At 71.2% G+C, this 12,785-nt stretch carries 13 protein-coding genes; 6 read left to right on the forward strand and 7 right to left on the reverse strand.

Features of this window, described 5'->3' with window-relative positions; genetic code table 11:
• Nucleotides 1-11 precede the first annotated feature (11 nt).
• The 3 genes from ACVW2K_RS16460 (at nt 12) to ACVW2K_RS16470 (ending at nt 3,029) form a co-directional block, all read left to right on the forward strand.
• On the forward strand, nt 12-1,265 hold the full coding sequence (locus ACVW2K_RS16460; RefSeq protein ID WP_457203241.1) for a M23 family metallopeptidase: 1,254 nt from the start codon (nt 12-14) through the stop codon (nt 1,263-1,265).
• 88 nt (nt 1,266-1,353) lie between these two features.
• Complete coding sequence (locus tag ACVW2K_RS16465) at nt 1,354-2,508, forward strand: IS30 family transposase (protein ID WP_457203242.1); 1,155 nt, start codon at nt 1,354-1,356, stop codon at nt 2,506-2,508.
• A 26-nt stretch (nt 2,509-2,534) separates the two neighbouring features.
• Nucleotides 2,535-3,029, forward strand: a complete 495-nt coding sequence (locus ACVW2K_RS16470) for a mismatch-specific DNA-glycosylase (RefSeq protein WP_051549365.1) — start codon at nt 2,535-2,537, stop codon at nt 3,027-3,029.
• On the opposite strand, the gene ACVW2K_RS16475 is transcribed toward ACVW2K_RS16470, so the two are convergent.
• Complete coding sequence (locus tag ACVW2K_RS16475; RefSeq protein WP_457203243.1) at nt 3,026-4,507, reverse strand: FAD-binding oxidoreductase; 1,482 nt, start codon at nt 4,505-4,507, stop codon at nt 3,026-3,028. The two genes, ACVW2K_RS16470 and ACVW2K_RS16475, sit on opposite strands and share 4 nt — an antisense overlap.
• A 30-nt stretch (nt 4,508-4,537) precedes the next feature.
• On the opposite strand from ACVW2K_RS16475, the gene ACVW2K_RS16480 reads away from it, so the two are divergent.
• Entirely contained in the window at nt 4,538-5,002 is a 465-nt protein-coding gene (locus ACVW2K_RS16480) for a hypothetical protein (protein WP_028638161.1), read from the forward strand.
• Here the strand turns inward: ACVW2K_RS16480 and ACVW2K_RS16485 are convergent.
• The 6 genes from ACVW2K_RS16485 to ACVW2K_RS16510 all read right to left on the reverse strand — a co-directional run bounded on the left by ACVW2K_RS16485 (nt 4,986) and on the right by ACVW2K_RS16510 (nt 10,219).
• Entirely contained in the window at nt 4,986-5,492 is a 507-nt protein-coding gene (locus ACVW2K_RS16485) for an SDR family NAD(P)-dependent oxidoreductase (RefSeq protein ID WP_457203244.1), read from the reverse strand. The genes ACVW2K_RS16480 and ACVW2K_RS16485 overlap by 17 nt on opposite strands.
• Nucleotides 5,493-5,698: 206 nt before the next feature.
• Complete coding sequence (locus ACVW2K_RS16490; protein WP_457203245.1) at nt 5,699-6,787, reverse strand: hypothetical protein; 1,089 nt, start codon at nt 6,785-6,787, stop codon at nt 5,699-5,701.
• A gap of 195 nt (nt 6,788-6,982) precedes the next feature.
• Entirely contained in the window at nt 6,983-7,375 is a 393-nt protein-coding gene (locus ACVW2K_RS16495; protein WP_457203246.1) for a DUF3054 domain-containing protein, read from the reverse strand.
• A gap of 54 nt (nt 7,376-7,429) precedes the next feature.
• On the reverse strand, nt 7,430-8,527 hold the full coding sequence (gene dmpG, locus ACVW2K_RS16500; RefSeq protein ID WP_457203247.1) for a 4-hydroxy-2-oxovalerate aldolase: 1,098 nt from the start codon (nt 8,525-8,527) through the stop codon (nt 7,430-7,432).
• Complete coding sequence (locus tag ACVW2K_RS16505) at nt 8,524-9,414, reverse strand: acetaldehyde dehydrogenase (acetylating) (protein ID WP_457203248.1); 891 nt, start codon at nt 9,412-9,414, stop codon at nt 8,524-8,526. Before ACVW2K_RS16505 ends, dmpG begins: the two co-directional genes overlap by 4 nt.
• Before the next feature lie 4 nt (nt 9,415-9,418).
• Complete coding sequence (locus ACVW2K_RS16510; RefSeq protein WP_457203249.1) at nt 9,419-10,219, reverse strand: 2-keto-4-pentenoate hydratase; 801 nt, start codon at nt 10,217-10,219, stop codon at nt 9,419-9,421.
• Between the two features lie 34 nt (nt 10,220-10,253).
• Between ACVW2K_RS16510 and kstD the strand changes: the two genes are divergently transcribed.
• Together kstD and ACVW2K_RS16520 are read left to right on the forward strand one after the other, a co-directional pair.
• Complete coding sequence (gene kstD, locus ACVW2K_RS16515) at nt 10,254-11,933, forward strand: 3-oxosteroid 1-dehydrogenase (RefSeq protein ID WP_457203250.1); 1,680 nt, start codon at nt 10,254-10,256, stop codon at nt 11,931-11,933.
• Nucleotides 11,933-12,781 carry a MaoC/PaaZ C-terminal domain-containing protein gene (locus ACVW2K_RS16520; RefSeq protein WP_457203251.1) on the forward strand — a complete coding sequence of 283 codons (849 nt, stop codon included), beginning with the start codon at nt 11,933-11,935 and terminating at the stop codon, nt 12,779-12,781. The genes kstD and ACVW2K_RS16520 overlap by 1 nt, the downstream gene beginning before the upstream one ends.
• Nucleotides 12,782-12,785 lie beyond the last annotated feature (4 nt).

Consider the following 12,785-nt stretch of genomic DNA (forward strand, 5'->3'; position numbering starts at 1 on the left):
CGCTGTCCAGCGTGGGGAATCGGGGGAAGCGCGCCGCGGCGCGCGTGTGTGCAGGTGCGGCCGTCGTCGCCGTCGTGACGGTGGGGGCGGCGGCCGGGCCCGCGCACGCCCAGCGGATCGCACTCCAGCTGGCACCGGCCGACAGCATGACGGCGCTGGTCCCGGCCGCCTCCCGCTCGGCCGACCGGAGACAGGCACAGGTCCTGGCCCGCACGGTCGCGGCCGCGGCCACCTGGCACGTCTCCCCCGGCCTCCTGCGCCCCCACCCGACCGACAGCGCGGGCACGGCCGCCGCCCGGCAACGGTTGGCCGACCTCGCCACCCGGCTGCGAGACCGCACGACGGCGTACGACGCGGCGCAGGAGGCCGCGTGGGCGGCCGGCGCCGCGTCACGCGCGGCCGACGCGCAGCTGCGGGCGGCGCGGGATGCCCTGGGTACCGCTCAGCAGCAGTACCGTCATGACCGCGACGTCCTCGTCTCGGCGCTCACCGGCAGCTACACGATGACGCAGCTCGCGCCGGTCGCGGAGGCGCTGACCGCCGACGACGCGAGCATCCTCGAGGACCTGACCCGCCTGGAGGAGCTGGGCCGCAGCCAGGTCGCCGGCGTCGAGGCCGCGGACCGGTCCCGGCAGGAGCTCGAGGTCGCCGCGCTCGCCTTCGAAGGGGCGGTGCGGGAGGCGGATGGGCGGCTCCGAGCCGCCCGCGAGGCGCTGGCCGCGGCGGACCGGGCGCGTCGGTCCGTCCTCGCGGAGGTGCGCTCGGCGCAGTCCGAGCTCACGGAGCTCGCCCGCGAGGACCGCGTCGTGCGCGACGCCCTCGCTGGCGGGCACGACGGGGCGATCACGTTCCCTCTGGCGCCCGGCACGCCGTTCCGCGACCTCGACAACTTCGGAGCCCGGAGCGGTCGCTGGCACACCACCCACACCGGCGACGACCTCGCCGCGGCCTGCGGCTCCCTCGTCGTCGCCGCCAACGGCGGGACCGTGATGGTCCGCACCGACCAGGCCTGGTCGGGTCGATGGCTCGTGATGGTCAGCACGGCGACCGGCTCGCTCACCACCTGGTACGCCCACCTGCAGGCTCTCGAGGTCGCCGACGGCCAAGCCGTCGTGTCGGGCGCCCCGCTCGGCCGGGTCGGCCAGGAGGGCAACGCCACCGGTTGCCACCTCCACTTCGAGGTGCATCCCTTCGGCGGCAGCATCTACGAGGACGACACCGATCCCCGCGCGTGGCTCATGGCCATGGGCGCGTACCCGTCCTGACCGGTGCCGGCGTACGCACGCCCTTGGTCCGGTTGAGACGGCGCTCTCAATGAGTCATCGCAACACTTCCTGATTGAAGGAGGTCGCGATGGCGCGTCAGAGCTATCAGCGGTTGTCGCCTGCAGACATCGACGAGATCTGGAGGCGGTTGCGGTCCGGGCACTCGGTCAAGCCGACTGCTCGGGCTCTGGGTCTGCCGACCAGCACGGTGCGGACCTACCTGATTCGGTGCGGTGGGATCAGACCTGATCCACGACATCGAGAAGTCGGTCGATTGAGCCTCGAAGAGCGCGAAGAGATCTCGCGTGGTCTGGCCGCCGGGTTGTCGCTTCGGGCGATCGCGGCAGGTCTGGGTCGGTCGCCGTCGACGATCAGCCGTGAGGTCAGCGGCAACGGCGGCCGGCGCCGGTACCGGGCCACGGTCGCTGACCAAGCCGCGTGGGCCAGGTCGACCCGTCCAAAGACGTGCAAGTTGGCCGGCAACCCAGTGCTGGCTGGCATCGTGACCGAGAAGCTTCAATGCCGGTGGTCGCCCCAACAGATCGCCGGTTGGTTGAAGCTGACCTATCCCGACGACCCAGGGATGCACGTGTCGCACGAGAGCATCTACCGCACCCTGTTCGTGCAGTCCCGCGGTGCCCTGCGCAAGGAGCTGACCGCCTACCTGCGCACCGGCCGGGTCATCCGACGCTCGCACGGGATGCGGCTGCCTGATGGTCGAGGTTCCCGGCCGGGGATCGTCAACATCAGCGAACGCCCAGCTGAAGCCGAGGACCGTGCCGTGCCCGGTCACTGGGAAGGCGACCTGGTCTTCGGCCGGGGCATGAGTCCGGTCGCCACCCTGGTCGAACGGTCCACCCGCTACCTGCTGCTGGTCGGGTTGCCGGCCGGCAACCACAAGGCCGACGCCGTCGCCGACGCCCTGGCCGCAGCAGTGCAGCACCTGCCCAAGCACCTGGCGAAGTCGCTGACCTGGGACCAGGGCCACGAGATGGCCGAGCACAAGCGGTTCACCAACCAGACCGGCATCGACGTCTACTTCTGCGACCCGAAGTCGCCCTGGCAGCGCGGCAGCAACGAGAACACCAACGGGCTGCTGCGCCAGTACATGCCCCGACGACTCGACTTCCGCACTCTCACACAAGACGACCTCGACGCCATCGCACTCGAGCTCAACGACCGTCCTCGACAGACCCTCGCCTTCAAGACACCATCACAAGCACTAGCCGAGGTGTTGCGTTGACCGCCTGAGCCCGCAACGCTGTCCGGGTGGAGGTCCTGCCCGACATCGTGGCGCCCGAGCCGCGCATCGTCTTCTGCGGGCTGGCGGGCGCGGAGAGCACCAGGCTGCGCGACCACTACTACGAGACGCCCGGCAACAGCTTCTGGGAGTCGCTGCACCTGAGTGGCCTGGCGCCGCGGCGGCTGCGGCCCGACGAGGACGCCCGGGTCGCCGAGCTGGGCCTGGGCCTGACCGACCTGGTCGGGCACTGGGACCCGCGCTGGGTCGAGATCGACGCGCTCGTGGAGAAGCTGGAGGGCTGGCGGCCCGACTGGCTCGCGTTCACTAGCAAGACGGTCGCTCACGAGGCGGCCCGGGCGCTCGGCGTACGGCGCCCCGGCCTGGGCCCGGCGGACTGGTTCCTCGGCCCGGCCCAGGTGTTCGTCCTGCCCGGCGTGAGCGGGGCGAACCAGCGCAAGGACTACGACGGGCGGCCGAACCGGCTCTCGTGGTGGCGCGACCTCGCCGCGCTCGCCGGCTAGAAGCCCTGGGGCTGGGTGAAGAAGCCGTCCGGGTCGTACTGCCCGCGCACCCGGGTGAGCCGGTCGGCGTTCGCACCGAAGTACGCCGTCAGGTAGTCCTCGATCGTCGGGTCGGCGTAGTTGACGTAGGCGTGGTTGCCCCAGTGCGGCAGCATCGCCGCACGGAAGCCGCGCACGTAGTCGTCGGCGGACCTCGGACTGCCGGGCGGGAACGTCGCCGTGTACTGCACCGTCGCGAGTGCCCGGCGGTGCACGAACGCCGTGTCCGCCGGCGCCAGGTCGGCGACCTTGCCGCCCAGCGCGTCCATCGAGATGCCGGCCTCCTTCAGGCCGGAGGACTGCGCGGCCCGCACCTGGTCCAGCAGGTCCGCGATCCCGTCGACGTCGAGCGCGTCGTACATCACGTGCGAGGTGGCCGCGAGCGACTCGCGCTCCCCCGAGCCGGCGTACGCCTGCATCGCCTCGAGGTAGCCGCGGACATGGTCGGAGCGGACGCTCGGGCTCGGCACGTGGTCGAGAAGGCCGGCGAGCTGGCCGTCGAGCTCAGCCGTGGGTCCCGTCCAGGTGCCCGAGAGGATCAGTGTCGGCTCGCCCGGGTGCGTGGCGCCGCCCAGCACCTTCAGGGTCGACCAGAGCCGGTCGTCGGCCGTCGGCGCCCACTGCTGCCACGCCTCGACGACCTGCGCCGCGGCCGAGAACGGCCAGGAGAGGAACGTCGAGCTGATCGTCGGCGCGGCGACCGTGTCGAGGACGAACGACGTGACCATGCCGAGGTGTCCCCCGCCGCCGCCGCGCAGCGCCCAGAACAGGTCGGGCTCCTCGTCGGCGGTGGCGGTGCGCAGCTTCCCGTCCGCGGTCACCACCCGCATCGAGGTGACCGCGTCGCAGGCGAGCCCGAGGGCGCGGGTGAGCACGCCTACCCCGCCGCCGAGCGTCAGCCCGGCGATGCCGACCGTCGCGCAGGAGCCGGCCGCGATCGCCCGCCCCCGCCGGCCGATCTCCTCGTAGACGTGCGCGAGCGCGGCACCCGCCCCGACGGTGGCTGTCGCCCCGTCCAGCTGCACTTGGTCGAGCGGCCGGCAGTCGAGCACGAGAGCGCGCGGCGAACCGCCGCCGGACCAGCCGGGGTAGCTGTGCCCGCCCGACCTCAGCGCGACCGGGACGTCGTGGTCACGCGCGAAGATCAGGCCCGTGGCGACGTCCTGCTCCGACGCCACCGAGAGGACCGCGAGCGGGTGCTCGCCGTCGTACCGGGGGTTCTGGAGCAGGCGGACCTGGTCGTACGCCGGGTCACCTGGGCGCGTGAGCGTGCCCCGGACCGACCGCTCGAGGCGGCCCCAGCGGATCTTGCCGCTCGTCGTCGGCGAGGACCCGCTCGGGGTGGGCGACGGCGACGGACGGTCGCCGTCCGACGAGCACGCCGACAGCGCCCCGACGGCGCCCGCGCCGAGGACCGCCCGTCGTGTCCAACCCGTCACGCCGCCCACGCTAGCCACTAGCGTGGCGCCATGAGCTACGTCGTCGACTTCGTGGATGTCTCTACGACCGGGCTGGAGTCGTCCCCGGTCGCCGATGCCCTCGCCGGCCTGCGGGCCAACGAGGCGCGGTACTTCAAGAACAAGTACGACCACGTCTTCACCGTCGAGCCGGCGGACGAGGCGGCCGAGGTCGTCGAGTACGTGCACCGGATCCTCGCCGAGGAGCGCGACCTCGTCATCAGCTCACCCCCGCTCGAGGCGACGGCCTTCGAGGTCGACGGCATCCGGATGGCCTACGTCTTCTACCGGTCCGGCCTCTCGATCAACGTGATGTACACGGTCGCCGACGGTGGCAAGCGCGCCGTCGGGTTCAAGCTCTCCGACGGCATGGAGGTCCCCGAGGAGCTCGCGGACCGGTTCAAGTTCGCCCGCCAGAAGTCGAAGCTGGCCGGCACGATCCGGGGCTCGTTCTTCGTGATCAAGGGCGAGTACTGACCCGCAGGCGGACGCCTGACGTCCGCCGCGGAACAGCACGCCGGGGGGACGGGTACGGATGGCGGCTGACCAGACGCCGGCGCGGTCTCACCACTTCACGGGCCCGTTGGCGTCGATGAACGTTCCGGTCGGGTCGTCGGTGCTGAGGGTCGCGGCCCGGGTAGGTCTGCTCGAACATCGCCAGGTCGAGCACCTCCTTCGGCTCCGGGTTGGTCGCCTCGGGCAGGATCCCCGCGTTGTTGACCAGCACGTCGAGATGCCCGAACCGCTCGGAGACCTCAACAGCGGCAGCACGCACAGACGCCCGGTCGGTGACGTCCATGGTGATGCCGCTCGATGAGAACCCCTCACGCACCAGCCGATCTGCCGCCTCGGAAGCGGCGTCGGCCTTCCGGGCGGCAAGGATCACGTGGCCGCATTCGCGTGCGAGCCGCCGAGCGGCAGCCAGACCGATCCCCCGGTTGGCGCCGGTGACGAGCGCGATCTTCACGATCAGGTCCTCTCTCCATGGCTTCGCGACCGTCGTGTCGAGCGGCCACGTGGAGCAAGCCCATCAAGCGGACGCGGCGGATGCTGGCGAGAATCAGACGCGGCGCTGAGACCGGGCGGCATCGTCGACGAGCTGGGTCGCCCGGGCACGGCGACCGCGAGGCGAGTTCCTGCCCCTCGCCCTCCATCGCGCGTCCGCAGGGTCGGTCAGTACCGCGGAGCTCCATCCCTCCGCCGATCGAACGTCTGGATCATCCAGAAGACGCCGATGAGGGTGATCAGGATCGCTTCCACGACGAACGTGGCGTGCTCATCGACCCACGGCCACCACGAGAACAGACCGAGCTTGTCGCCGGCCTTCACCACGACGGCGACGACCGCCATCGCGATCGCACACGCCGTGTACATCCACGCCCACGTGTTCGACCAGACCTCCCAGGTCAGCGGATTCTTGTTCCGCCAGGCGAACTTCGACGCTCGGATCAGCCACACCCAGACGTGCCACCAGGGTGAGGACGGCTGGGCCGGAGCCGGAGGCAGCTTCTCCCGCGCGGCTGCCACCACCGCGATGAAGACAAGCATGACCGCGATGTTCGCCGACCATCCGTGCGCGCCGTGGTAGAACCAGCTGCCCTCGTTCGCCGTGCCGCTCGGCCCGTCCGCCGAGAAGGAGAGCCGGTTGTTGGCGTCCAGGAACAGCACCCAGTACACGACAACGGCCGAGGCAGCCAGCACCCACGTGATCCGGTAGTTCTTCACGAGGCCCGACGGGAAGGCCCTGGCGTCCCGTTCCGCCCGGCGACGCACCACCTCGCCGGCGATCGCAATCACGATCAGGAGCGCAGTCAGCGCGACGAGGAGGGTGAAGACTCCGCGGCTGATGGTGGACGCGTTGGCATCGATCAGCTCGCTGGGCGTGATCTTGTGGGTCTCGTCGCTGTGGGGAGCCGTCCCTCCCGCCGTCGCCTCATCGATGTTGCAGTAGGCCGCGTCCAACGTGGGATTCAGCGCCACGAAGGTCAGCAGCAGTCCCGCGAGGTTCAACGCCGCGTCCTCGAGGAACGTCTTGCCCCACATGACTGCCATCGAGAACCCGATCACGATCAGCGCGCCGGCGAACACCGGCCGGACCGGTGTGTAGTAGTACGCGCTCAACGATCGCTGGACGCACCCCTCGGGGTCGGTCACGATCTCCCGCCACACCGCGAACGCCAAGGCGACGATGACGACGACCACGCCCATGCGGATCGCCGTGTACGTCCGCAGCGCGACCGGTGGCACGGTCGGCGGACCCACCGGAGCGGGAGCCGGAGTGGGAGGAGGCGCTGGGGCGGACATGTGGACGCTCCACTGTCGGGGCACACGAGGTGCCTCGTGATCGGGCATCCAGTGTGCCCGCCGCACGCGCAGAGCGAAACGCCCTGGTGAGGGACGCGAGCTCGCTGGCAACACCCGGGCCCGCCGGTCGCGGCAGGGTTCGGGCGCAAGCTCCTACGTCACACGACCGCGTCGCACGACGAGCCCGACCACGACCCGCCAACCCAGCATCGTCACCGCGAGGAACACCGCAGCCACGACGAGGAAGCCGGGAGCGAGACCGCGGCCGGAGAGTCCACGCAGGAGCATGCCGAGCCCGTAGGTGACCGCGAGGACCAGGACCCCCTCGGGCCAGAGCGGACCCGCGGGACGGCCACGCCGGGCCAGCACCACGTGCGCCAGGCCGACGGCCAGTGCGAAGGGCCACACGATGACGAGCACGACCCAGTCGGAGTCACTCGCCTCGTGCGAGCTCTTGCCGCCGAGCGCGAGGGCGAGCACGCACGCGAGATCGGCGACGAGCGGCCACAGCCATCGGGTGGTGGGCCGCAGCCCGGTCGGGGTCACGCCCTCAGGGTCGCAGGCACCGGTCGCGGCGCGACAACCGGGCGAGACGTCTCCTCACGCCGGGGAGTTCGCCGCTTCCTTCTCCCGTTCGGCCTTGAGCATCAGCGCGATGTCGATGAGCTGGTCCTCCTGACCGCCGATCAGCTTGCGGCGGCCGGCCTCGAGCAGGATCTTCGCGCCCGAGACGCCGTAGCGGTCGGCGGCGTTGCCGGCGTGCTTGAGGAACGAGGAGTAGACCCCGGCGTACCCCATCATCAGCGTCATCCGGTCCAGCTGGCACTCCTCGGGCATCGCCGGCTTGATGACGTCCTCGGAGGCGTCGACGATCTGGAGGAAGTCCACGCCGGTCTCCCAGCCGAGCTTGTCGCAGACGCCGATGAACGCCTCGAGCGGCGTGTTGCCGGCACCGGCGCCGAAGCGGCGGACAGAGCCGTCGATCTGGGTCGCGCCCGCGCGGGCCGCGATGATCGTGTTGGCGACGCCGAGGCCGAGGTTCTCGTGGCCGTGGAAGCCCACGTCGGCCACGTCGCCGATCTCGGCGACCAGCGCGGCGACCCGGTCCGCGGTCTGCTCCATGATCAGCGCGCCGGCGGAGTCGACGACGTACACGCACTGGCAGCCCGCGTCGACCATGATCCGGGCCTGCTTCGCGAGCACCTCGGGCGGCTGGGTGTGGCTCATCATCAGGAAGCCGACGGTCTCCAGCCCGAGCTCACGCGCCAGCCCGAAGTGCTGGATCGAGACGTCCGCCTCGGTGCAGTGGGTGGCGATCCGGCAGATCTGGCCGCCGTTGTCCTGGGCCGCACGGATGTCGTCCTTGGTGCCGACACCGGGCAGCATCAGGAACGCGATCTTCGCGCGCTTCGCGGTCTCGGCCGCGATCCGGATCAGCTCCTGCTCCCACGTCCTGGAGAAGCCGTAGTTGAACGACGAGCCGCCGAGGCCGTCGCCGTGCGTGACCTCGATGACCGGCACGCCGGAGGCGTCGAGCGCCTCGACGATGTCATGGCACTCCTGCGCGGTGAACTGGTGTCGCTTGTGGTGCGACCCGTCGCGCAGGCACGTGTCGGTCAGTCGCAGGTCGAGCTCGCCCCACGGCTCGGTGCCGTGGGTGCCGGACCAGGTGCGGGTGAGTGCGTTGATGTCGGTCATGCGATCGCCCTCGCAATGTTCTCGCCGACCTGCGTGGCGGCGGCGGTCATGATGTCCAGGTTGCCGGAGTACGGCGGCAGGTAGTCGCCGGCGCCCTCCACTTCCACGAAGATCGACACCTTGGTCTGGCCGCGGGTCGCGGGCGACGGGTCGTCGATCTGCGGCTCCTGCAGCAGCCGGTAGCCCGGCACGTACTCCTGCACGGCCTTCTCCATCGCGACGACCGCCGCCACGATCGCGTCCCGGTCGGCGTCCGGCGGTACGGCGCAGAAGATCGTGTCGCGCATGATCATCGGCGGCTCGGCGGGGTTGAGGATGATGATCGCCTTGCCCTGCTGGGCGCCCCCGATCGACTGGACCCCGGCCGCGGTCGTTCGCGTGAACTCGTCGATGTTGGCGCGGGTCCCCGGCCCGGCGGAGACCGACGAGACCGAGGCGACGATCTCGGCGTACGACACGGTGGCGGCCCGGGAGACGGCCGCGACCATCGGGATCGTCGCCTGGCCGCCGCAGGTGATCATGTTGACGTTCATCGCGCCGACGTGCTCCTCGCCGTTCACCGGCGGGATCACGGCCGGACCGACGGCAGCCGGCGTCAGGTCGACGGCCCGGATGCCGGCCTCCTCGTAGCGCGGCGCGTACTCGCGGTGCACGTACGCCGAGGTCGCCTCGAAGATCAGGTCTGGCAGCTCGTCCTGCTTGAGCAGCCAGTCGACGCCCTCGTGGCTGGCCTCGAGCCCCTCCCCGGTCGCCAGCCGCAGGCCTTCGCTGGACGGGTCGACACCGATCATCCAGCGTGGCTCGATCACCTCGGACCTGAGGAGCTTGTACATCAGGTCGGTGCCGATGTTGCCGGGTCCGACGATGGCAGCTGTCTTCTTGGACATCCAGTCACTCCTCGAAGGTGACGCGGAGCGGCGCGAAGCCGCTGATGGTCGCCTCGACCCGGTCCCCCGGGGCGAACGGCACGAACGGGCCCAGGGCCCCGGACAGGATCAGGTGGCCGGCGCGCAGCGGGTCGCCGAACCGCTGGGCCTGCACGGCGAGCCAGCGCAGCGCCTCGAGCGGGTCACCCAGGCACGCGGCGCCGGTGCCGGCCGAGCGCTCCTCGCCGTTGATGGTCAGCGACATCGTGACGTCGCGGGGCTCCAGGTCGTCCAGCTTCTGCCCGTCGGCGCCGACGACGAACAGCCCGCTGGACGCGTTGTCGGCCACCGTGTCGGTGAAGCCGATCCGCCAGTCAGCGATCCGCGAGTCGACGATCTCCAACGCCGGCAGCGCGACGTCCACCGCGTCCCGCACCACGTCCAGCGTGATGCCCTCGTCGTCGATGTCACGCGCCAGCACGAACGCGACCTCGGCCTCCACCCGGGGCTGCAGGAGCGTGCGCATCGAGATCGGGCCGCTCCGGCCGTCCCGGGGGGAGACGTCCATGTCGTCGAGGAGGTAGCCGAAGTCCGGCTGGTCGACGCCGAGCTGGGTCTGCACGGCCTCCGAGGTCGCGCCGATCTTGCGGCCGACGACGCGCGCTCCCCCGGCGATCCGCGCCTGCACGAGACCCTGTTGCACGGCGTACGCCGCGTCGAGGTCGTCGGTGCCGATCAGGTCACGCACCGGAGCACACGGCATGCGGGTCGCCTGCGCTTCCGAGAGACGACTCACGGCGGCGGAGATCGAGTCCTGGGACGTCACGTGACGATAGTAGAACCTGTTACAGTTTCTGGCCATGACGACCCCCCTTCCTCCCCGGGAATCGGAGAGCGTCGACGTCGTGGTCGTCGGCGCCGGCGGTGCCGGCATGACGGCCGCGCTCGCGGCCGCCGCGCGCGGCCTCGACACCGTCCTCCTCGAGAAGAGCTCGTACTTCGGCGGGTCGACCGCACGCAGCGGTGGGGGCGTCTGGATCCCCAACAACTACGCGCTGAGAGCCGCCGGGCAGGGCGACGACCCGGAGCTCTCGAGGCTCTACCTCGACTCGATCGTCGGCGACGTCGTCCCGAAGGTCCGGCGCGACACCTACCTCGACCGCGGCCCCGAGGTCCTGGACTTCATCAAGGAGCGGACGCCGCTGCGGTTCACCTGGGTCCCGCAGTACGCCGACTACCACCCGGAGGCGCCCGGCGGCCGCGCCGCCGGCCGGTCGGCGGAGCCGATCCCGATGGATGCCCGGTTCCTCGGCGAGGAGCTGGACCGGCTGCACCCGCAGTACACCAAGGCCCCGGCGAACCTGATCGTCACGCAGGCCGACTACCGGAAGATCAGCCTGGGGCTGCGCACCGTCCGCGGCCCGCTGACGATGCTCAAGGTGCTGGTCCGGCGGGTCGTGAGCCTGGTCCGCGGCCAGCAGATGTTCGCGATGGGCAACGCGATCGCCATCGGCCTGCGCAAGGGCCTGATGGACGCCGGCGTACCCGTCCGCTACGACACCGAGCTCCTGGACCTCGTCCTCGAGGACGGTCGGGTGGTCGGCGTACGCGTGCGGCGCGACGGCGCCGAGGTCGTGGTCAGCGCCCGCCGCGGGGTGATCCTCGGCAGCGGCGGCTTCGAGAAGAACCTCGAGATGCGCGAGAAGTACCAGCCGCAGCCCACCTCCGTCGACTGGACGACCGGCTCGCAGTTCAACACCGGCGGCGGCGTCCTCGCCGGCATCGCCGCGGGTGCGCAGGTCGACCTGATGGACGACGCCTGGTGGGGGCCGACGATCCCGCTGCCGTCCGGCCCGTGGTTCTGCCTGGCCGAGCGCAACCTGCCCGGGTCGATCATCGTCAACCAGGCCGGCCGGCGGTTCATGAACGAGGCGCTGCCGTACGTCGAGGCGGTGCACGAGATCTACAGGGGCGAGGCCACCGGCGTCGGCCATGTGCCTGCCTGGATGGTCATCGACCAGCGCTACCGCAACCGCTACCTGTTCGCCGGGCTCTCGCCGCGCCAGCCCTTCCCCGGCCGCTGGTACAAGAACGGCACCGTGAGGAAGGCCGCGACGCTCGAGGAGCTCGCCGAGCAGATCGACCTGCCGCCCGGCGCGCTCACCGAGACGGTGACCCGCTTCAACGGCTTCGCGAGGGCCGGGATCGACGAGGACTTCCACCGCGGGGAGTCGGCGTACGACAAGTACTACTCCGACCCCACCGTGAAGCCGAACCCGTCACTGCACCCCATCGACCACGGGCCGTTCTACGCCGTGAGGATCGTGCCCGGCGACCTCGGCACCAAGGGTGGGCTCGTCACCGACGAGCGGGCGCGGGTGCTCCGGCCGGACGGCTCGGTGATCGCGGGGCTGTACGCCGCCGGAAACTGCTCGTCGGCCGTCATGGGCCGCACGTACGCCGGCCCCGGTGCCACCATCGGTCCCGCCCTGACCTTCGGCTACCTGGCCGCCGAGACCATCTCGCAGGAGAGCGCCTGATGCCCATCGACCCGGACGTCGCGATCGGCGCCGAGCTCGGCACGACCGAGTTCTCCTGGACCGAGAGCGACGTGCTGCTCTACCAGCTCGCGATCGGCGCCACCGACCTCTCGTACACGCTGGAGGGTCCGGCGCTGCAGGTGCTGCCGTCCTTCGGCGTGGTCGCGCCGACGTTCCACATGACCGACCCGCCGCCGCTGGACCTGCCGGGGTGCGACATCAACCTCGCCCAGGTCGTGCACGGCTCCCAGTCGATCTCCGTCGAGGCGCCGCTGCCGACGTCGGGAGCCGCCAGCGTGACCACCCGGATCAGCGAGATCTGGGACAAGGGCAGGGCCGCTGTCATCTGGCAGGAGGGCGTCGCCACCGCGCCCTCCGGTGAGCGGCTGTGGACCACGCGCTCCTCGATCTTCGTGCGCGGCGAGGGCGGGTGGGGCGGCGACCGCGGCAGCGCGACGCCGGTCGAGCTGCCCGATCGGGACCCGGACGTCGACACGACGTACGACGTACTCCCCCAGCAGGCGCTGCTCTACCGGCTGTGCGGTGACCGCAACCCCCTGCACGCCGACCCGGACTTCGCGAAGTCCGCCGGGTTCCCGGCGCCGATCCTGCACGGGCTCTGCTCGTACGGCATCGTGCTCCACACGCTCACCGACACGCTGCTCGACGGTGACGCCGCGCGGGTCGGTGGCTTCGGCGTGAAGTTCGCCGGCGTCGTCTACCCCGGCGAGACCATCCGGGTCCGCGGCTGGTGTGAGGACGGCCGGATCCTGGCCGCCGCGAGCGTCGCCGGCGGTGACCGCGACGGCGCCCCCGTCCTCGCCGACGTCCTGCTCACCCTCGCCTGACCGT

This window comes from Nocardioides sp. HB32, assembly GCF_054058995.1.